Consider the following 19,957-nt stretch of genomic DNA (forward strand, 5'->3'; position numbering starts at 1 on the left):
AGATTTACAATAGACCCATTACTGTTTTAATTTTATTAAAATTATGTAAATGAGTTTTTGCTTACTAGGTTTAAAAAATCTCACAAATGTTGATTTGTCCTTATTTGAAAATAGCACAATTTTAACAATCCTACAATTAAATTTACAAATTCTTAACATTACATTTTCGTTAAATTAATAATTTTGTGTATATTGTTCTGCGAAATTTATAATTTTTCAAAAATGATTTTAAAATCTATAAATTCATATATCAAAACACACAATAGCAATATTTGCATAATTACTATTTTTAAGCAACAATTATTTTTCTATATATCAAACTTAATTTAGATACAATTAGTTCAAAAGAAAGTTGATTTTTTGAATTTGTAGATACTATCAAAAATTTCATTCTGCGCTCTATTTCATCCTAAATAAAGTTAAATGTAGATATGTTTTATTTTAATTGCATCAAAGGTTGATAATAAAAAAAGACAATTTCTCCATAAAATTAGAAATTGCCTTCTTATCGTTCATCGCATCATTTATGCGTCAAACGTCGCTTTTTTAATGGTTATAGAGTTTTTTATACAATGTACATGAGCAATATCAATAATCAGATAACATGCTAACTATTTCATTTTGGTTTGGAAAAACAAATTGCACTTTCGTTCCATTATTAACTTCAGAATTGATATGAACAGTTATCCATAATTTCTCTTTTACATTTTTCACCAAATATAAACCAATTCCAGAAGATGTCGTTTCATTGCGATTTTCCGTTGAAGTAAAACCTTTATCAAAAATTCTCGGCAAATCTTTTTTGCTGATTCCTCTACCTTCATCTTTAATTTCCAACGTCACATGGTTTTCGAGTAGTTTGCCGTTTACATGAATCGTGCTGTTTTCACTATATTTAACAGCATTGGAAAGAATTTGTCTTATCATCATGCGACACCATTTCGTATCTGTATATACTTTATAATTGTCATCAAATTCAAGTTCAAAATCTATACCTTTCGCTTGGCTAATATATCTAGTGATTTGTATTTCGTCTATAACTAAACGTTTTAAGTAAACATTTTCATAATACATATCTTTATTTTGCGACTCTAATCGAGTCAGAAATAGATGTTTATCTAGCATGTCATTGATACGTGTCCATTCAAATAAGAGTGCACGTCTTCTATTATCATCGCTTTCTTTTTCAATTAATAATTTTAAAGCAGTGACAGGCGTCTTAATATCATGCACAAAATCTGTTAACGCAGCTTCCGTAGATTTGATTTGTTGTTTTTGCTTAGTCACTAAACTTTTTTGTGTCGTAATTTGATGATATAAATATGATAACATTTCTTCTTGGAACGGCGTATCGGCCAATGATTTATGCTTTAACGCTTCGGGTTCTATATTATCATCTAAGTGCTTATAAAACTTAACTTCTTTTAAATATGTAAATAATAAGAAAATACAGCTTAACCCTATATTTAAAATAATTATATATAAAACACTATTTACATTTAAATCATAATCTAAAAAAGCAATACCTAAAAAGATAAATTGTAAAACGAGCAACCAAAATATCCAGTTTTTACGTGAACGCAGGAATAACCATACCCATTTCATACTATCCATGAGCCATATATCCCTTACCGATTTTCGTTTCAATTGCATCTTTCATATTAATATCTGCAAGCTTTTTTCTTAACCGATTCACATTGACTGTTAATGTATTATCGCTGACAAATGCTTCATCATCCCAAAGTGCAGTTATTAATGTATCTCTAGTAACAATCGTATCTTGTTTTTTCACTAACATCTCTAAAATAATCATTTCTGTTTTAGATAAATATATGACTTGATCGTCTTTATTAATACTATCCTTAGTAAGGTCGAGTGTCGCTTGTTGCCAAGTTATGACTCTTTTCTCATCTATACTAAATTGATAAACGCGTCTATAAATCGCTTGTAGTTTAGCAATTAAAATGTTTGTATTAAATGGTTTTTGAACATAGTCATCTGCGCCTAATTCCATGCTCATTACCTGATCCATTGGATTATCTCTTGAAGATAAAAATAAAATTGGTGTGTTTGATATTTCGCGAATCTTTCTCGTCCAGTAAAATCCATCATATTTGGGTAGCTTAACATCCATAATAACTATTGCCGGATCAACCGCTTTAAACTTCTCTATTACAAGATTAAAATCATCGATACCATTAACATTAAAGTCCCACTGTTCCAACTCTTCACTAAGTTCCTTAAATAAAGTCATATCATCTTCCACTAATAAAATTTCCATAAGCTCACCTCAATTATTTTGTATATTTTATATTTTCCCCGGAGTTAATTCGACCTTGGTAATGTTTAATGCGGCAATCAATTTCAAATCCTCGCATCATTAAATCTTGGAAAGGTGATTGCATTAAGTAATAAACAGGCCAAGTTAATTTAGGAATATAATCAAACAAATGAACGATGACTTGTTGTGTGTCTTTTAATTTGCGAAATTCTAATTTCCCTTGCTTTTTTAAATTAGGTTTTACAATTCTACCACTCACAAGATGCAACGTAATGATGTCTTTTTCAGTGTTCTCTTTGCGCAGTACTAGTATAGGTTTGCGTTTGTTTTTCATGTACACAATGAAATTATCCCCTTGTTTTGCTGTATGCAACAATGTTCCTTTCGTTTCATCTAGCCACTTAAAATAATATGTTACCATTTGGCTTAATGTCCAATTCATCGGTAGTTGTATACTTAACGCACTTCTGACATCATCATATTTCGAAGTCTGTAACTCAACTGCTACGTGAGGGCGAGCGACTTCTGCCGTCGTTTCTTCTACTTCAGTACCGTATGCTGATAAACGCTGCTTCGTTTCAACATCGAAGCGACTACCACTAATATATATTATCTTACTCACACCTTGTTTGGCAGCAGCTCTCCCAAAATTATCTGCAGCTATCAAATTGATATCTCTAGCAGTTGCATGCGTCAGCTTAGCAGAATGCTTGGTTGGATCTAAATAAAATATTGCAATATCTATACCGTCCATAGCAGTTAAAACATCATTATAGTTATAAATATCTTTTTCAAGCCAAATAATTTCTTGATATTCTTTTTCTTTTGGATACTTAGACAATGTATATAAGATTCCTTCATCTTTAATGGATTCAATTAGATATTTTCCTATATAACCTGTAACACCCGCAAGCAATATATTTGGTTTCATTATACGACATCCTTTATCATATATTTTTCTTGTTTTAAATATTCCCTAGTAAATTCATGTTAATGATGTTAAGTTATACTATAACTGAGTTTTAAAAATTAGAAATGAGGAGTGGACATATATGGTTCATCAAATTCGAGAAATTGGTATCAACGATATAGAACCTTTTATAAAACTATTAAGTACAATCTATGATGAATCTGATTATTTGATATACAATCCTGGTGAGTATGCGCCCTCTAATACGGATGCTATTGCAACCTTAGAACATTATATAACTTCTCCTTCTAATGCAATTTATATTGCAGAAAACAATGGCGAACTCGTAGGATTTGCAATTGTCACTACCGAAAGTTTCGAACGTACACGACATGAAGCACACTTTTCTATGGGAGTTATAAGGCATTATCGTGAAAAAGGATTAGGACAATCATTAATTAATTCCATAGAAGCTTGGTGCTTAAACCATGACATTCACCGTATTGAAGTTGAAGTAGTTCCCGAAAATACGACCGCTGTTGATTTATTTAAAAGTGCAAACTATCAAGTCGAAGGAGAACTTAAAGATAAATTGTTTATTGATCATCGATATTATAATAAATATATCATGGCAAAATTACTAATTTAATGATTTTAATGTAATAAATTAGTAAATAGTTCCTTATTTGCAGTTTAATCGTTTTTGGATAAATATCCAAATGACAACTTCGTCTTCATCTATATTTTAACAATTAAACCATTATTGAAGTGTAGAAGATACCAACCAAACCTAGCTTGCTTACACCATTAGGTTATCACTTCCATATGTTCTGTATATCCTACTATTTCAATTTCAATCGTTGAGACAAAAGAACGACTAAATTAAATCGAGTATATACATTATTAATAAAAAACACTTCCGTATGAATACATCTCATTTGCATTCAACGAAAGTGTTTTTTAATTTCCTTAAAACATTGATGTTATTTAAATCAAACATAGTTACATCATCGATATCTAATATGGGTTTAATTCAACTCCATTTGGATTCGCTTCTTCAGATTGATATTCCGTTTCAACGCCTGAAGAAGTTGTATTTCTGCTTAAAAACCTTAAGACGTCTTTCATATTTTGCTGTGATTCTGGCAATTCCATATGAAATTGATACTGATGTCTCAATTTATGAGAACCATCATAAAATAATGTATCCACCGGTACGTCTGTTGACTTTAATTTTTTATAGAATTCAATATTCTGACTATAAAATGGGTCGGCATCGCCCACTGATAAAAATGTTGGCGGATAATCTTCTGTAACTTGATTGATGGTAGACATCTCACTTATATACTTAAATTGTTGTTCCCAATCTCGTTTTCCAGTATAGCTTTCCATAAAGAGCTGAATTCTTGGGAATTCTGTCGCTCTAACTGTCTTCATGTCATAAAAGCCACCAAAAAAGATAGCTGCTTTAAGCTGATCTGCTTCAAATTGTTGCTTAAAGTTCATATCCTCTCTTAAAGATTTATTCGTTTGTATTGCTGTATATTGGCTTGATAACTGCGCACCTGCGGAATCACCGCCAAAAATAACTTGATTGAAATCAATTGGTAACTCATGTTTATTTCTCTTAATAAAACTTACCGCTTGATCAATCTGTTGTAACTGGGTAGGATATTTAAAATCTGGTGCAAGTGCATAATTAATATTCACCACAATATATCCTTGTTCAGCAATTTTAGATAATAATGGGTTTTTATATTGTTTATCTCCCGCAATAAATCCTCCGCCATGCATCCAAAAAATGACTGGAAGTTTGTTATCTTGATCTAATTCATTTGGCGTTAATATATCAAGTCGACTATTGGGTGCCCCTTTTCCATATGTGATATTTGTAAAAGCATTCACATTTTTATTATTAATTTGAACTTTTTCGTTTACTCTACTCGAGTTTTGTCTATCATACTGTAGTTTTAAAAGTACTGCCATAACTACTACAACCGTGACTATGATAAACGTTGTGATAAGGGTCCATTTATGTTTTTTCTTCATAGATTACCTTTCCTTTCGGAAGCATTGTACCATAATAAATAAATTCACAATAGTATTACAAGGATAATAAACTAGAAAACTCAGCTTGCATACGTTAGCAAGCTGAGTTATATCATATATCAATTTACAATTTTTCACTTTTAAAAGTTAAGCAATAAATTTCTTGTTTTGTCGTTTTCTACTGTAATACTTAATAAGTACTCCAATAACAACAATAAGACCAACATATCCCATTATTGGATATAAATAGTTGATTAAACCTGCGAAACCTACAAAGCTTAAACCATAAGCCACAAGTACCATAATTATGATAAAGATATGATATTTTTTACTATACGGTTCTGTAAATCTCGCTGCAAATGAATACATTAAACCAAGAATTGTATTATACATTACTGCTAACATAATTACTGATAACACTAGTGCTATCCAAGGATTAATTGCATTTGCTAATGTTAACATCGGAATATCTGCATCTTTGATTTTTGGAAATTCAGACTGTAATGCAAAGTTAATTAACGCTAATAACACGGTATAAATAATACCACCAAATAGCGCACCAGCGCCTGAAACACGACGTCTTGAAGCATCGCCGCCTATAGCGACAATAGTACTGAATCCTACCGCAAATGCAAGACCACCATAGTTAATACCTTTAAGTATACCTAACCATAAGCTGTCACTTGGTACAGTTTCGTTAACTTTACCTAATGAAATACTACCATTGAAAAGATAGTAAGCAGCAATAATAACTACTAATATAATTAAGAATGGCGTAACAATACCTAAAGCTCGTACGATTTTATTAAAGTCCATCAATAGTGTGATATATATTGCAATTACCATTATCAATGCACCTAACCACGTTGGTACACCGAAACTTTCTTGAAATGTTGATCCTGCTCCAGCAATCATAGTAACTGAAATACCAAATAAGAAAAAGATTAGTAAGTAATCTACGATTTTACTGAACGCATTTCCAAATAAGTAGTCCAAAGTTGATTCATGGTTTTGTGCGTCAAACGCAGTACCAATTTTCGCAACTTGTCTACCAATAAATCCTAAAATTAGCCCAGAAAGTAAAACACCAATATATGACCATAAGCCATATGGCGAGAAGAATTGCATAACTTCCTGTCCTGTTGAAAAGCCAGCACCTACTACGATACCGACGTAAGCGAAACCAATTTTTATAGCTTCTTTATTCAACCCCATGTGATAAATAACCTCCTCATAGTTAACACATTTTGTAATTATAACGTACTGACTGTAATTTGCAACATGAGAAAATTAAGATTTGCACAATTCATTAAAATTAAACATAATAGTTAAGCAATATATTTCTTTTTAATCATTCATTTTATCTTTTAAAAATAAATCGTCAATTCCAAGATACACTATAAATATGAATAAATTCCAATAACTTTTTGCAAATTTATACATTTCTAAATTTCATAATAATTCAAAAATTATAATGAAAAATTTTTTGAAAAAATTTTCATTGCATCATCATCCACTATACCAAACAAATATAAAAAATAAATTTAAGTCTTATTTTGATTAATGTTATAACAATAATGAAAAGAAAAACGAAGCAGAAACTTTACTGATTTAAAATAAATATCTGAACTATGCTCATGAAAAAGGCTGAGACAATCAATTTGTCTCAGCCTCAAAAAGTCATTTTCATATACAATTGTTTTCACATCAGAATTAAACACTATTCTATGATTTAACTGTCACTTACTCAAGTTAATGTGCATTTTTAAAACGATTAAGTTCATTGAAATCAACGACAACATTATCTAAACGTTTTGCTGTTTCTTTTAGTACATTACGCGCAACGCTATTTGTTGGATCTAGTTTAAGTATTTGACGAGAAATCTCTAATGCTTTTTTATCAGAAATGACTGGTTCAGGAACTGCATGTAATAACAACATCTGTAATAAGCTTTTTACTTCTTTGCCGTCAGTAAGTTTTATGGATGACTCTGCATGATAATATGCAGAATCTAAAGCACCTTGTAGTTCACTTAATGGATAAACGAGTAGTAGAAAAGCTAAGTCATGCATTTCTGCTGTTTCTTCAGTTTTCATCATATCTAAAATACATGTATAAAACATGATACTTTCCACTTCATGAGCGCTTGAGATATAAGCTTCTTCAAATTCCATAAAATCTGTCTGGGACATAAGACGGTATACTGATTCAAATTCGCCGTTTAAGACATGCTTTTGTATCAATTCTTTCATTGCAATGTCCTCCTAGATATCCAGAGTTCTTTAACAGTTAAGTCTCATTTTACCATATCTTAATTATATATTCATATAAAAAAGAATATTTTTGTCAAGTTAATTGAAGCAGTTAGAACGACATACGCTATATATATCATTATAACTACTTGAAAGAGATCATTGATTAATACGTTGACTTAGCCAAATTTCGTATTCAACTCATCTAACACTTCATCTATCGTTTTTCCTACAGAAAGATTTACTGCTGCAGTAAAAGTACCTTCAACAATCGGGGCATCTATTTTTTCTAAACGATGCTCTCCCTCATACATCTCAATCGCTAAATCTGTATTCATTTCAGCAGAACCTATGTCATAAAAACATAATGCGTCGTCATCTACTTGATTCACCATTGTTTGGATATCATCATATGATGTGCCAATTTCACCATGCACACCACCTTGTGCAGTAATCTTAATATTCTCTCCTACCATTTGATTTACCAAAGCTTTTGTACCATCTGCTATCTCTTTACTATGGCTTACAATAATAATTTGTGTCATATTAATCAGCTCCTATTAATGCGTTTAAAATATATACACTGCTTTGTGCACCCGGGTCCACATGCCCTTTTGACGCTTCTTTAAAATAGGCTGCTCTACCTTTCGTTGCTTCTATATCCCTAGTTGCTTCTGCCAAAGATTGTAAATCTTCAAATGATAAAGTTTCACCATTATTTATCGCTTTGTTGGTACGTTCAATAACGTCATACATTGTCTTTTCATTTAACTCTACTTTCCCACGTTGCGCAACTGCCTCCGAAAATGTGTTAAGCATTGTTTTTAAATTCTCTTTATCAATTTCATCACCAACAACTTGAGACATTTTCACAAAACTAAATCCATAAAGTGGACCAGAAGCACCACCAATATTAGACATTAAAGCCATACCAGTAGATTTTAATAATGTAGACACAGAGCTATCATCTAGCTGTTCGGGCAAGGCTTTAAACCCTCTTAACATATTTACGCCATGATCACCGTCACCAATTGCTCTATCTAATTCTGTTAATAATGATTCTTTCTCTTCAAAGACATCAACTAAATTAAGCAATCTCTCTTTTAACTCTGACACATTCATTCCGCTTCACTTCCTAACCTATATTTTTTATTTAAGCATTAAAATACGGGCTACTTGTCGGTGCAATCAATGCTTCATAAACTTGTTCCGTATATGGTAAAAATGTTATTGATAAACCTTCCATATCTAATGAAGTCATATAGTCTCCAACTAACCATAATTTCACATCTTTTTGTTTATCTTCGAGTTGTTGTGCCACGTATTTTGTTGCAATATTTAGTTCAGATAAAGGTGTAGCTCCCATACCGTTTATCATCACAATAAGTCGTTCATCATCTATCTCTTTCAATAGTTCGGCAATCAATCGTTCAACGACTAAATCTACACTTTCAACTTTTTGGCGTGAGAGACCTTTTTCACCATGTATGCCGATACCAATCTCCATAGATTCATCATCTATATCAAAGCCATATTGACCTGTTGTCGGAACCAATGGTGGCGTTAAAGCCATACCTATTGATTTGATAGTTGGTAATAATTCATTTAATTTTTCTTTAATTTGCGATAGTGAGGCTCCGTTTTCTGCTAAATATCCAGCTATTTTATGCACAAATACTGTTCCAGCAACGCCTCTACGTTGTGCTTCATCACTAACAGCAACATCGTCTTTGACCACAACGGTTTCTACTTGGATATCTTCCATTTCTGCCATTTCTTGTGCCATTTCAAAATTCATGACATCACCTGCATAGTTTTTAACAACAAGCAGTACACCATCTCCATTGTCCACAGCTTTAATCGCACTTAAAATTTTATCTGGCGTTGGAGATGTAAATACCTCACCACACACTGCAGCATCTAACATACCTTGCGCTACGTAACCTGCATGTGCTGGCTCATGACCACTGCCACCACCAGATACAATCGCTACGCCTTTTTCTTTTTTATGTTTACGTACAACCACCGTATCAGCAATTACTTCGACATTTTTATTTGAAATCGAAAGACCATCTAACATATCTGGTAAAAATTGTGATTTATCTTTAATGAGCTTTTTCATATTGAGGACCTCCTGTTTTCACTATTCACTTATAGTATACCCTACACACAAATGTAAACGCTAACAACTCAAAGGGTTTATTTTTAAAAAAAGAGCGGGTTCTCAATCAATCTTTTTCAAAATTGATTCTAAAACCCGCCCATCTGTAAAGTTTTTCTTAAATGACTATCTAGTTATAACGAAATTTTATTGCATACTTATTTATTACACACAAACATTTAATGATTTCTATTTTCATATTTAAACTGATTTTGTTTTATACATTAAATATAAAAAATAAGGTGCGCCTATAATTGATACAACAATACCAGCTGGCATACCAGAAGGCTGTAATATCACTTGTCCGACAGTGTCTGCCAACACAAGTAAAAAGGCACCAATAAATATGGAAATTGGTAGAAACATTTGATGTCTCGGACCAACAATTGATTTAGCAATATGTGGACCTAACAAACCTATAAAACCAATAGCTCCTGCCACGGATACTGCAGCTGACGACAGAACTACTGCTATTAACAATAATACAATTCGTTCTCTACCAATTTTCACACCTACACCTTGAGCAATATGTTGATGCGTATTTAATAAATTTAAAACATTCGCTTTTAATAATAAAAACGGTATCAGTACAATGACCCAAGGTAAAAAGGCAATTACAAACGCCCATTCATCGCCCCAAATATTACCCGCAAGCCATGAAGCAATAAACTCTGATTGATCTTCGTCAAATGTTGACATTAACGTCAAGGACCCACCACTTAAAGCAGTAGCCATACCCACGCCTACTAACACCATACTTGCTGGTGTAATACCTTCTCCTTTATTATAACTAAATGAAAAAATAACTAGCGCAGTCAGTATACCACCGATCATACTTATAATTGGTAATACATATACAAAATTATCTGCATTCACTTGACCAACTACAATAAATAGTGCTATAGCAAACCCACTTCCTGCATTTATACCTAAAATACCAGGTTCCGCTAAAGGGTTTTTAGTTACACTTTGTATGATAGCTCCGCTCATTGCTAAAGCAGCACCAGCTAAAATAGTAATAACCATTCTCGGAAATCTAAATTCCATAAGTATGAGTGTGTCGGTATATTCACCTTGACCTATAAGCGTTTTAAAAAAAGTACCTATAGACATCTTATATTCACCTGAAGTCATACTCCAAGCACATGCGAATACCACCAATATTATAAGAATAATCATGGTAATGAACTGTTTATATCTTAATTTTGGGTCTATCATGAAAAGCGTCCTCCTCGTTTAACCAAATACAAGAAGTAAGGTACGCCAATAAATGAAATGATTGCACCTACTGGAGCTTCACCTAACATGCGCGCTACCGTATCAGCAACGAGTAGCAATAACCCGCCAATAACAGCAGTTAATGGCAGAACACGAGCGTAGTCTGTACCAACTAAATAACGTACAATATGTGGAACCATTAGTCCTACAAATGCTATTTGACCCACCATTGCTACGGCAATACCTGCCATAACCATGGATATAATCAAAGCAATTGCACGTGTTAAAGCAACATTTTGTCCCAATCCAATTGCTAAAGTTTCACCTAAATTTAAAATAGTTAGATGTTTACTCATCGCAATAATGATAACTAATGCAATAATAATAAATGGTGCTGCCCAAACAAGCTGCCCCCAAGTCGTACCAGAAACTCCACCAGCGCTCCAAAACGTTAAACTTTGATTTAATCTAAACAATAACGCTACACCTTGACTCAAGGCTGTTAGCAAAGCACTTACGGCAGCTCCAGCCAGTATAATTCTCATCGGATTAAAGCCATCACTTCTTGACCTGCCAATCATCAATACAATAAATCCACCCATGATTGCTCCGATAAATCCTGCAATCATAAGCACTATAAATGGTGCTGTTGGATAAAATGCAAAAGTTAGCGCTAACATAAATGAAGCGCCTGAATTTAATCCGATTAAACTCGGATCTGCTAAACCATTTTTAGTAACGCCTTGAATGACTGCACCTGAAGTCGCTAATGCTACACCTACAAGCATTGCTCCTATATCTCTTGGTATACGTATTTCACTAATAATATTATGTTGTTGATTCTTATTATCATAATTAAATATCGCATCAAATATTGTAGAAATGTGAATTTTAGCATCTCCAATCAATATTGATACCGTCAAAGCAATGACTAATAGAACCAAACTAATTATTAATGTTGTTGTGAAGCTTAATTTTCCCTTTTTTTGCGTAGCCATGATTACACCTAAATTTCTGAATAGCTTTTTCTACATAAATCATAGGTAACTAGCATAGGTTTCCCTGTTCTAGGGTCTGTACTAATCTCTACATCTATATTGAATACTTTTTCTAAGTTTTCTTTGGTTAAAACATCTTCTGTACCTCCAGCAGCAACAATGTCTCCTTGTTTCATCGTAATCAGATGATCTGAGAATCGAACTGCTTGATTAATATCATGCAACACCATAATAATAGTACAACCTTGTTCTTGATTTAATTGGGTAATTAATTCTAAAATTTCTAATTGATGTGAAATATCTAAATATGTTGTAGGCTCATCCAAGAAAATAATATCCGTTCTTTGAGCCAATGCCATCGCAATCCATACTCTTTGACGTTGACCACCACTCAAATCGTTGATAGAACGTAATCGGAATTCATAAGTACCTGTTACATTCATGGCCCAATCAATTTCCTTTTTATCTTCCGCAGAAAGTCTCCCAAATCCTTTTTGATGTGGAAAGCGACCATATGAAACAAGCTCTCCAACCGTAAGTCCATCGGCCACTTCTGGTGATTGTGGTAAAATCGCAATTTTTTTGGCAACTTCTTTTGTTGATTGTGTATGCAGATTTTCACCATCTAATTTAATTTCGCCATCTTTAATCGGTAAAAGACGTGACAATGCTTTTAGTAATGTAGACTTTCCACAACCATTGGGTCCTATAATAGATGTGATTTTACCAGTCGGAATATGAACATCTAAATTATCTACAATAACATTATCCCCATAACCTATCGTAACTTGTTCTCCTTCTAATCGAGTCATAATTTCCCTTCTTCCTAATACAAAATGTACCAAAAACAATCTATATCTATGTCATTTTTATTCTAATTTGTCCTTTAAATGATAATCATTATCACAGATGATATTATATCATTTTTTAGATATGATGACTAATAAATGTTTTATGATAGCAAGCAAAATGTATGGTTTATGAATATATTTTAAATTGCCATACAGTTTTTTTAGCAATATAAGAAAATTCTTAGTTATCGGATTATTGTAGCGATACTCAAATTAAAACCTTGATGTAGGATCTAATCCATACACCAAGGTTTTAATTAGCATTTTTTCATTTTTAATGTTCATCAATTAAGAAACCATTACCATAAACATCACGAACATCATGAATCACTAAGAATGCTTCGTTATCAATGCGTTTGATTAAACGTTTCGCTTTACTAACTTGCGTTTTAGTAATAACAACATACAATATGTCTTTTTCTTGTTTAGAGAAATAGCCTCTCCCATTTAAAATTGTCAACCCACGTCCTACCTGTTCATCAATCACTTTAGCTATTTCATCTGGTTTACTAGAAATAATCGTCATTGCTTTTTTCGTATTTAAACCTTCTATGACATAATCCATTACTTTTGTACCGATATAAAGTGAGATTACTGTAACCAACGCACTCGGAACAGGAATTACTGTTAATGAAATTGCAACAACAATTAAATCAAAGAACAACAGTGCATAAGGTGTACTAACATCTAAATATTTATTAGCAATTCTAGCTAAAATCGTTGTTCCTGCAGTTGTCCCTCCAGCAAGTACGATAATACCAATACCTAGACCTACAGACATGCCACCAAATACTGCATTAACTAAAATATTACCTGTCTCAATTTTCCAACTCACTGTTAATTCTAAAAATAGTGAGATTAATATTGTCGCTATTATCGTTAAATACATACTTCTCTTACTTAGAAACTTGTAACCTATAGCGATAAGTACTGCATTAAATACAAAGTTTGTTACACCAGGAGATATGTGAAAGGCATAATAAAGTACGATAGCTATACCGGTCACGCCTCCCTCGCCTAAATCAGCAGATATGATAAAAGTATTAACGCCTGCTGAAAATATAAATGACCCAATTATAACGAATAACAAATCTCGTACTGTTTTATTCACCCACATGACCCCCTCATATTAACTTCAATCAATTGAATATTAGCAAACTATCGAACATACCACAACAATATTTGAAAAAAATTCTGAATCACTTACTTGTAAAACCTTGATATTATAACATTTCTTTTTATTACACTTTTAAAAGTTCAAAAATTCTGAATTTTCGGTTTACTTATACACTTTCCTTTGCTATAATAAAATTTATCTTCTTATTGATTGCCAATAAGAAGCCATCTCCTTTGTGTTGTTTATAGTAACATACAAAACAATTTTTGCTCGAGTATATTTTTAGTACCTAGTCCTTACTATTAATATACAATTAATTCATTTCCCGTAAAAGCCAAGTAATATTGCATGTGTCTCCTCACGTCAATTACTTGGCTTTATTTTTTATTTTAAAATCATCATAATACATATACGAACAAGCATTAATATAAAAAAGGAGCGTTATTGATATCAATAATCAATTGATTTCACACGCTCCTTTTTTACCGTCTATTGATATCAACTAAGTAATTAATACAACTTTTACTTCAAGACGATCGATTATAAATTCACTGTATTTAATTTTCTTACATGATTGATAGACCTAGACAATTATTTCGACATATATCATCTTTAAGCGAGTCATTGACTTACAACCCATCATTACCAAGCAAACAAACCAACAAATCCAGCTGTCATTAACGATACTAGAATTCCTGCAAGCAACATCATTGGAACATATTGCGAAACAAAATCAGATGTTTTCTTATCTACAATGCCTTTCAATGTTCCAATAATCATCCCTATTGTTGAGAAGTTCGCAAACGATACTAAAAATGTTGCAATAACTGCACGTCTGTGTGGTGAGTATGAATCAATAACATCTTTAATTTGACCCATCACCACAAATTCGTTTGTCACAATTTTTTTCGCCATTTGTTGTGCCACTATCCATGCCTCATCAAACGGTAATCCTAGTAATAAAGCAAATGGATACATAAAAGTACCGAGAATTTGATCTAGGCCAAAACTTCCTTTTATACCAGCCCAACCACCGATAATACCTGTGATTAAATTAATAAAACGGTCAATTAAATCAGAAAGTGCAACAAAACTGATAACAAAAGCAATGATGATTAAAATCAATTTACCTGCATTTAATACTGAATCTCCTAAAAATGAGAAAAACGGCTGTTTTTCAATTTCTTCATTACGGATACTATAAATAATATCTTCTTTTTCTTCCACAGAAACAGGATTTAAAATAGAAGAAACTATAATTGCATTAATGATATTTAATGGAATAGCAGTTAGCACTAAGTCACCTGGTATCATCGATACATACGCGCCAACAATTGCACCAGATATCGAACTCATGGACATCATTGCCACTGTTAACACACGTGTTTCTTTCATGCGTTTCAATTGTTCATTTGAAACTGCTAATGCTTCTGTATTACCTAAAAACATCATTTCTATACCAAAGAAAGATTCGAATTTTGGCTGACGTGTAATTTTAGCTAAAGCCCAACCAATACCACCTATAACTTTGGGTAAAATATTAAAATACATCAAAATATCAAAAAGTGGTACTACTAATAGAATTGGAAATAGCGCACTCACAGCCATATCCATCATTTCTGTATTTGTCCAACTGGCAAAAGCAAATCCCGTACCTACATGTGCAGAATCAATAACCCATGATATACCATTTGCCAATAATTGAACCGCTGACTTCCCCCAAGGGAAATACATAAAGAACCATGCTAAGAATAAGTTGATTACGACTAAAATGCCAATAGATTTCCACTGGATATCTGATTTCTTTCTGGAAAAAAGTACAGCAATACCTAAAAACACAATTAACCCAATAATATTAATAAGTAAAAACATCATACACCCACCATTTCTTATTGAATAAATAACTACTTGAATATTTAAAAGCAACACTCGATTATGTATAAGAATTATTAAGATGAGTATATCTGCTCTCGCTCATTAAGTTAATTATCAATTTTAATTATATAGCAGCGAATATACTCATCTTAAATTTTGTAATCCATTTATTTAATTTCATTCTTGATAAAAATCTATCATTCCCCAAATGATTGTCACTTATGAATTCACAATAATTATACCATGTATGTACATTATATAAAATAAAAAATTTATGGTTCGTTTATAGTCAAAAAATATATTTGTCCAGTATCCAATCATACGTGTTTTCAATATTACTTCGTTAAATTTTGTGTATGAACAAATTGTTGATATTTTTCATGATTACCAATCAAATCCTGATGAGTGCCTATGCCTGTCACACTACCGTTATCAATAAAAATAATTTGTTCAGCTTTTTTAATTGTAGATAGTCTGTGGGCAATCACGATTGTTGTTCTGTTTTCCATCAATTCTTCTAAAGCATCTTGAATCTTTCGCTCACTTTCGCTGTCTAAGTTAGCGGTTGCCTCATCCAATAATAAGATATCTGGATTTTTAACAAAACTTCTGGCAATATCTATACGTTGACGTTGGCCACCTGACAATTTCAAACCTCGCTCGCCAACAATTGTGTCATATCCATCTTCAAACGCTATAATAAATTCGTGACAATTTGCTAATTTTGCATAGTAAATTAATTCTTCGTTTGAGACTTCACGATTAATGCCATATAAAATGTTGTCTCTGATTGAGCCATTCATCATTGAATTAGATTGCATGACATAACCTATTTTCTCACGCCAATGACCTAGATCTATATCATAAATCGATTGGTCGCCATAAGTGATATCACCTTGTTCTATGTCATACATTCGTTCAATAATATTGAAAATTGTACTCTTACCTGAACCAGAAGGTCCTACAAAAGCAGTAATACTACCAGATGGTATATCAAAACTCACATTTGTAAGAATTGGTTTATTACCGTATTTAAAATGTACATTTTCAAATGTTAAATTACCATCAATCATTGGTTTTGCTTGTTCTATTTCAAAAACTTCAGTAGGTTCTTCCATGATTTCATATATACGACTACTTGCCCCTACAGCTTTTTTATAATCTGTAACCAAAGTTGATAAATTAATGATAGGTTGCGTAAGTTGAATAACATAAAAAATCATTGCAATTAAGGTTCCTGCTGTGATTGCTCCAGTAGAAATTCGAATTGCACCAAAACCTAAGATAACTGCAATCGTTAAAAGCATAATTACACCAGATATAGGTTGTATAATAGCTGTAATCTTAGCTTGCTTTAGTCCTAAAAAGTATATTTCTTGTAAATTCTTATGCGCATTATTTAACTCAATTTTTTCAGTACGTGAAACTTTAACTAAGCGCATTTCTGTTAATACACGACCTAGTAAGCCACTGAAATTCGCAATCTCTGCCTGTGTTTTTTTAGAAATATTTTGCATAATTTTACCTAATGGAATCATAATTAATACAAATATAGGTATCGTGATAAAAGTCAGCAAAGTCATTTGCCAATCCATCACAAATAACATTATTAAAGAGCCGATAATAGTCAATACTGAAGGCAATAAGTTGGGCAATTTTTGTGAAATAAATTCATTGATTACTTTTGTATCGTCTGTCAAACGACTCATCAATTGTCCACTTTCATTTTTATCAAAAAAGGGCATTTTTAAGTGAATGATGTGTTTCCATAAAACGGATCGAATTGCATAAATGATTTTCTCACCAATTTTACTCAATAAATACAGTCCTATACCGCTAAGCAACGCATTCATAATAAATATAGAAATAAATGCTATGATAAACATCCAATTAATATTTTTAAAAGAAAATTTATCTACGAGCTTACCTGTAAAAAAAGGAACTACTAGTCCTGTAATACTACCTAATGAAGAAATTAAAACAGCTATGATAATCAGTCCAACAGGCCATGATAATTTTTTAAATAAGTAGAATAATGGATTCTCTTGATTCATATCTAAATTACCTCTTCTAAAAATATTTTAAATTACCTCTTACTTACATTAATTTTGAGCAGATTAATTTTAAAGTATTAAGTTAAATTAATTTCAATTTATTTTATCATGTTTTACACAATAATTTTCAATAAATTAGTTATAAAAAATATTCTTCTGTTTAATATTTTATAAACTACATACAATATGCTAAAATACCTCTATTGCAATAAAACAGAACATATTAAGAGGGAATGTAATTATGAGAAAGTTAATTCTGGCAATTGTAACTGTACTCTTCGTCGGTTCAATTATAACACCTTTTGCCAACGCTGAAACAGTCACACCTACACAGGCGGCAAATCAATATGGTTATAATGTTACTGATAATTATCAACCTGAAGGTGCAGTAAATATTGCCCAAACCGGTCAAATTCTTTACCAATATAACGCTGATAAAGATTGGTATCCTGCTTCGATGAGCAAATTGATGACCATGTATTTAACACTCGAAGCCGTTAATCGTGGGGATTTATCTTTAGATGATAAAGTTAAAATCACAGACAAACATTACAGCATGTCTACCTTGCCTGAATTAAGTAATACCAAGCTTTATCCTGGAGAGACTTACACGATTAAAGAGTTACTCCAAATCACTGTTTCAAATTCAAGTAATGCCGCAGCGCTTATATTAGGTCAAGAAGTATCTGGAAACCTTTCAGATTTTACAGATGCAATGAACAAAAAAGCAAAATCAATAGGTATGAAAGATACACATTTTGTTAATCCAACAGGTGCTGAAAATAAACAATTAAAAGACTTTGCACCAAAAAAATATAAAAATGAAGAGAATAATACATCAACCGCTAAAGATTTTGCAATTTTAGCTCAACGTACCATTCAAGATACACCAAAAATCATTTATTTCACTAAACAATTAGCTCCAACGCAACACGGTGTTACATATTACACGTTCAATCACTCTTTAGAGGGTGCGGATATGAGTTTAGAGGGGACAGATGGTTTAAAAACTGGCTCTAGTGACATTGCAGATTACAATCACACTATCACTACAAAAAGAGATAAATTTAGAATTAATCAAACAATAATGGGTGCTGGTAACTACGACAACTTAGGTGGCGAGAAACAACGTAATATGATGGGCAATGCCTTAATGAATATGTCTTTTGATCAATATAAATATAAAAAAATTATTTCAAAAGGCAATCACAAAATTAATGGAAAAACATATTATGTAGAAAAAGACTTATACGATGTACTTCCAAATGATTTCGATAAAAATGATTATAACTATGTAATTGAAGATGGTAAATTGCATATTGAATATGATCGAAAATTTATTTCCGATAAATACGGCCCACCAACTGTTAAAGTAAGCAAACCAATTCTGCATCAAACTACGACAGTTGTGAAAACGACGTGGGATGAACATCCAATCCTCACTTTATTAGGAACGATATTAATCATAGCTGCAATCGCAATTATTATTTATCTTATTATCGAAACTTTCAAAAACAGAAAAAATCATAAATAAAGTCATGAATTATCAATGCCAAAATGATACCCCGAAAAGATGCTTTAACTTAGAAATCTTCTCGGGGTTTTTCATAGCTTGATCGTTCGATGACAAAACAAGTTGAGGCTGAGACATTACGATGTCCCAGCCTCACTTAATATATTTATTTAACATATGATTTATTAAAATTATAATTCAATATCAACAAATGACTGCTGATTTATTTTTCAGCATCACCATAAAGTTCTTTCTTGATTTTAGTAGTAGAAATACCTTCTGTACGGTTAAGGTAAATCACTTCACATTTATCTTTCAAGAAGTCAAACTCACCTTCCCAGTCGTGCCCCATTACAAAAGTATCTATTTCATAGCGATCGACGTCGATTTCTTTTTGTCCCCAGCCACTTTCAGGGATTACAAGATCAACATAACGAATAGACTCTAGCATCATCTTTCGTTGTTCATAATTATAATAAGACTTTTTATTTTTAATGCGATTAAATTCATCTGTAGATAGTGCAACTACTAAATAATCGCCCATTTCTCTAGCTCTTCTTAATAATTCAATGTGACCATAATGTAATAAATCATACGTTCCATAAGTAATAACACGTTTCATACGCTCATACTCCTTAACAAAATTTAATTAAAATTTACATTTTTTAAAAGTATAG

18 protein-coding genes are annotated in these 19,957 nt (G+C 32.0%); 2 read left to right on the top strand and 16 right to left on the bottom strand.

Features of this window, described 5'->3' with window-relative positions; translation table 11 throughout:
* Nucleotides 1–588 precede the first annotated feature (588 nt).
* The 3 genes from AB1J10_RS05040 to AB1J10_RS05050 are packed head-to-tail and all read right to left on the bottom strand — an operon-like array spanning nucleotide 589 to nucleotide 3,212.
* Complete coding sequence (locus tag AB1J10_RS05040) at nucleotides 589–1,614, bottom strand: sensor histidine kinase (protein WP_369003030.1); 1,026 nt, start codon at nucleotides 1,612–1,614, stop codon at nucleotides 589–591.
* Nucleotides 1,607–2,281, bottom strand: coding sequence for a response regulator transcription factor (locus AB1J10_RS05045; protein ID WP_046207337.1), 675 nt, complete (start codon nucleotides 2,279–2,281; stop codon nucleotides 1,607–1,609). The genes AB1J10_RS05040 and AB1J10_RS05045 overlap by 8 nt, the downstream gene beginning before the upstream one ends.
* A gap of 13 nt (nucleotides 2,282–2,294) precedes the next feature.
* Nucleotides 2,295–3,212, bottom strand: a complete 918-nt coding sequence (locus tag AB1J10_RS05050) for an NAD-dependent epimerase/dehydratase family protein (RefSeq protein ID WP_046207336.1) — start codon at nucleotides 3,210–3,212, stop codon at nucleotides 2,295–2,297.
* Between the two features lie 121 nt (nucleotides 3,213–3,333).
* Between AB1J10_RS05050 and AB1J10_RS05055 the strand changes: the two genes are divergently transcribed.
* The gene (locus tag AB1J10_RS05055; protein WP_046207335.1) at nucleotides 3,334–3,840 is read left to right on the top strand and encodes a GNAT family N-acetyltransferase; all 507 of its coding nucleotides are present in this window, start codon (nucleotides 3,334–3,336) and stop codon (nucleotides 3,838–3,840) included.
* 368 nt (nucleotides 3,841–4,208) lie between these two features.
* Here AB1J10_RS05055 and AB1J10_RS05060 read toward each other — a convergent pair whose 3' ends face one another.
* From AB1J10_RS05060 to AB1J10_RS05115, 12 genes are all read right to left on the bottom strand, one after another.
* Complete coding sequence (locus tag AB1J10_RS05060; protein ID WP_070038992.1) at nucleotides 4,209–5,240, bottom strand: alpha/beta hydrolase; 1,032 nt, start codon at nucleotides 5,238–5,240, stop codon at nucleotides 4,209–4,211.
* Nucleotides 5,241–5,387: 147 nt separating this feature from the next.
* Nucleotides 5,388–6,455, bottom strand: a complete 1,068-nt coding sequence (locus AB1J10_RS05065; protein WP_107365518.1) for a YkvI family membrane protein — start codon at nucleotides 6,453–6,455, stop codon at nucleotides 5,388–5,390.
* Nucleotides 6,456–6,992: 537 nt separating this feature from the next.
* Nucleotides 6,993–7,493 (bottom strand): hypothetical protein, encoded by a 501-nt coding sequence (locus AB1J10_RS05070; RefSeq protein ID WP_046207332.1) that lies wholly within the window; start codon nucleotides 7,491–7,493, stop codon nucleotides 6,993–6,995.
* A 179-nt stretch (nucleotides 7,494–7,672) separates the two neighbouring features.
* Nucleotides 7,673–8,038, bottom strand: coding sequence for a dihydroxyacetone kinase phosphoryl donor subunit DhaM (gene dhaM / locus AB1J10_RS05075; RefSeq protein WP_046207331.1), 366 nt, complete (start codon nucleotides 8,036–8,038; stop codon nucleotides 7,673–7,675).
* Nucleotide 8,039: 1 nt separating this feature from the next.
* Entirely contained in the window at nucleotides 8,040–8,615 is a 576-nt protein-coding gene (gene dhaL, locus AB1J10_RS05080) for a dihydroxyacetone kinase subunit DhaL (RefSeq protein WP_070038989.1), read from the bottom strand.
* Nucleotides 8,616–8,646: 31 nt separating this feature from the next.
* Nucleotides 8,647–9,615 (bottom strand): dihydroxyacetone kinase subunit DhaK, encoded by a 969-nt coding sequence (dhaK, locus tag AB1J10_RS05085; protein WP_070038987.1) that lies wholly within the window; start codon nucleotides 9,613–9,615, stop codon nucleotides 8,647–8,649.
* Nucleotides 9,616–9,855: 240 nt separating this feature from the next.
* Entirely contained in the window at nucleotides 9,856–10,872 is a 1,017-nt protein-coding gene (locus tag AB1J10_RS05090) for a FecCD family ABC transporter permease (protein WP_046207328.1), read from the bottom strand.
* Complete coding sequence (locus tag AB1J10_RS05095; protein ID WP_046207327.1) at nucleotides 10,869–11,870, bottom strand: FecCD family ABC transporter permease; 1,002 nt, start codon at nucleotides 11,868–11,870, stop codon at nucleotides 10,869–10,871. Before AB1J10_RS05095 ends, AB1J10_RS05090 begins: the two co-directional genes overlap by 4 nt.
* Before the next feature lie 8 nt (nucleotides 11,871–11,878).
* Nucleotides 11,879–12,682 (bottom strand): ABC transporter ATP-binding protein, encoded by an 804-nt coding sequence (locus AB1J10_RS05100; RefSeq protein WP_046207326.1) that lies wholly within the window; start codon nucleotides 12,680–12,682, stop codon nucleotides 11,879–11,881.
* A 313-nt stretch (nucleotides 12,683–12,995) separates the two neighbouring features.
* The gene (locus AB1J10_RS05105; protein WP_046207325.1) at nucleotides 12,996–13,832 is read right to left on the bottom strand and encodes a YitT family protein; all 837 of its coding nucleotides are present in this window, start codon (nucleotides 13,830–13,832) and stop codon (nucleotides 12,996–12,998) included.
* 648 nt (nucleotides 13,833–14,480) lie between these two features.
* Nucleotides 14,481–15,710: a NupC/NupG family nucleoside CNT transporter gene (locus AB1J10_RS05110; RefSeq protein ID WP_070038985.1), complete on the bottom strand. Its 1,230-nt coding sequence runs from the start codon at nucleotides 15,708–15,710 to the stop codon at nucleotides 14,481–14,483.
* A 338-nt stretch (nucleotides 15,711–16,048) separates the two neighbouring features.
* A complete protein-coding gene (locus tag AB1J10_RS05115; RefSeq protein WP_070038984.1) occupies nucleotides 16,049–17,767 on the bottom strand; it encodes an ABC transporter ATP-binding protein in 1,719 nt (572 codons plus the stop codon).
* Between the two features lie 241 nt (nucleotides 17,768–18,008).
* Between AB1J10_RS05115 and pbp4 the strand changes: the two genes are divergently transcribed.
* Nucleotides 18,009–19,301, top strand: a complete 1,293-nt coding sequence (gene pbp4, locus AB1J10_RS05120) for a penicillin-binding protein PBP4 (RefSeq protein WP_064209566.1) — start codon at nucleotides 18,009–18,011, stop codon at nucleotides 19,299–19,301.
* A 202-nt stretch (nucleotides 19,302–19,503) separates the two neighbouring features.
* Here the strand turns inward: pbp4 and tagD are convergent, their stop codons facing one another.
* The gene (tagD, locus tag AB1J10_RS05125) at nucleotides 19,504–19,902 is read right to left on the bottom strand and encodes a glycerol-3-phosphate cytidylyltransferase (protein WP_019468395.1); all 399 of its coding nucleotides are present in this window, start codon (nucleotides 19,900–19,902) and stop codon (nucleotides 19,504–19,506) included.
* Nucleotides 19,903–19,957: the final 55 nt, after the last annotated feature.

The sequence above is a fragment of the Staphylococcus cohnii species complex 1663 genome, assembly GCF_041008415.1.
Lineage (GTDB): Bacteria > Bacillota > Bacilli > Staphylococcales > Staphylococcaceae > Staphylococcus > Staphylococcus ureilyticus.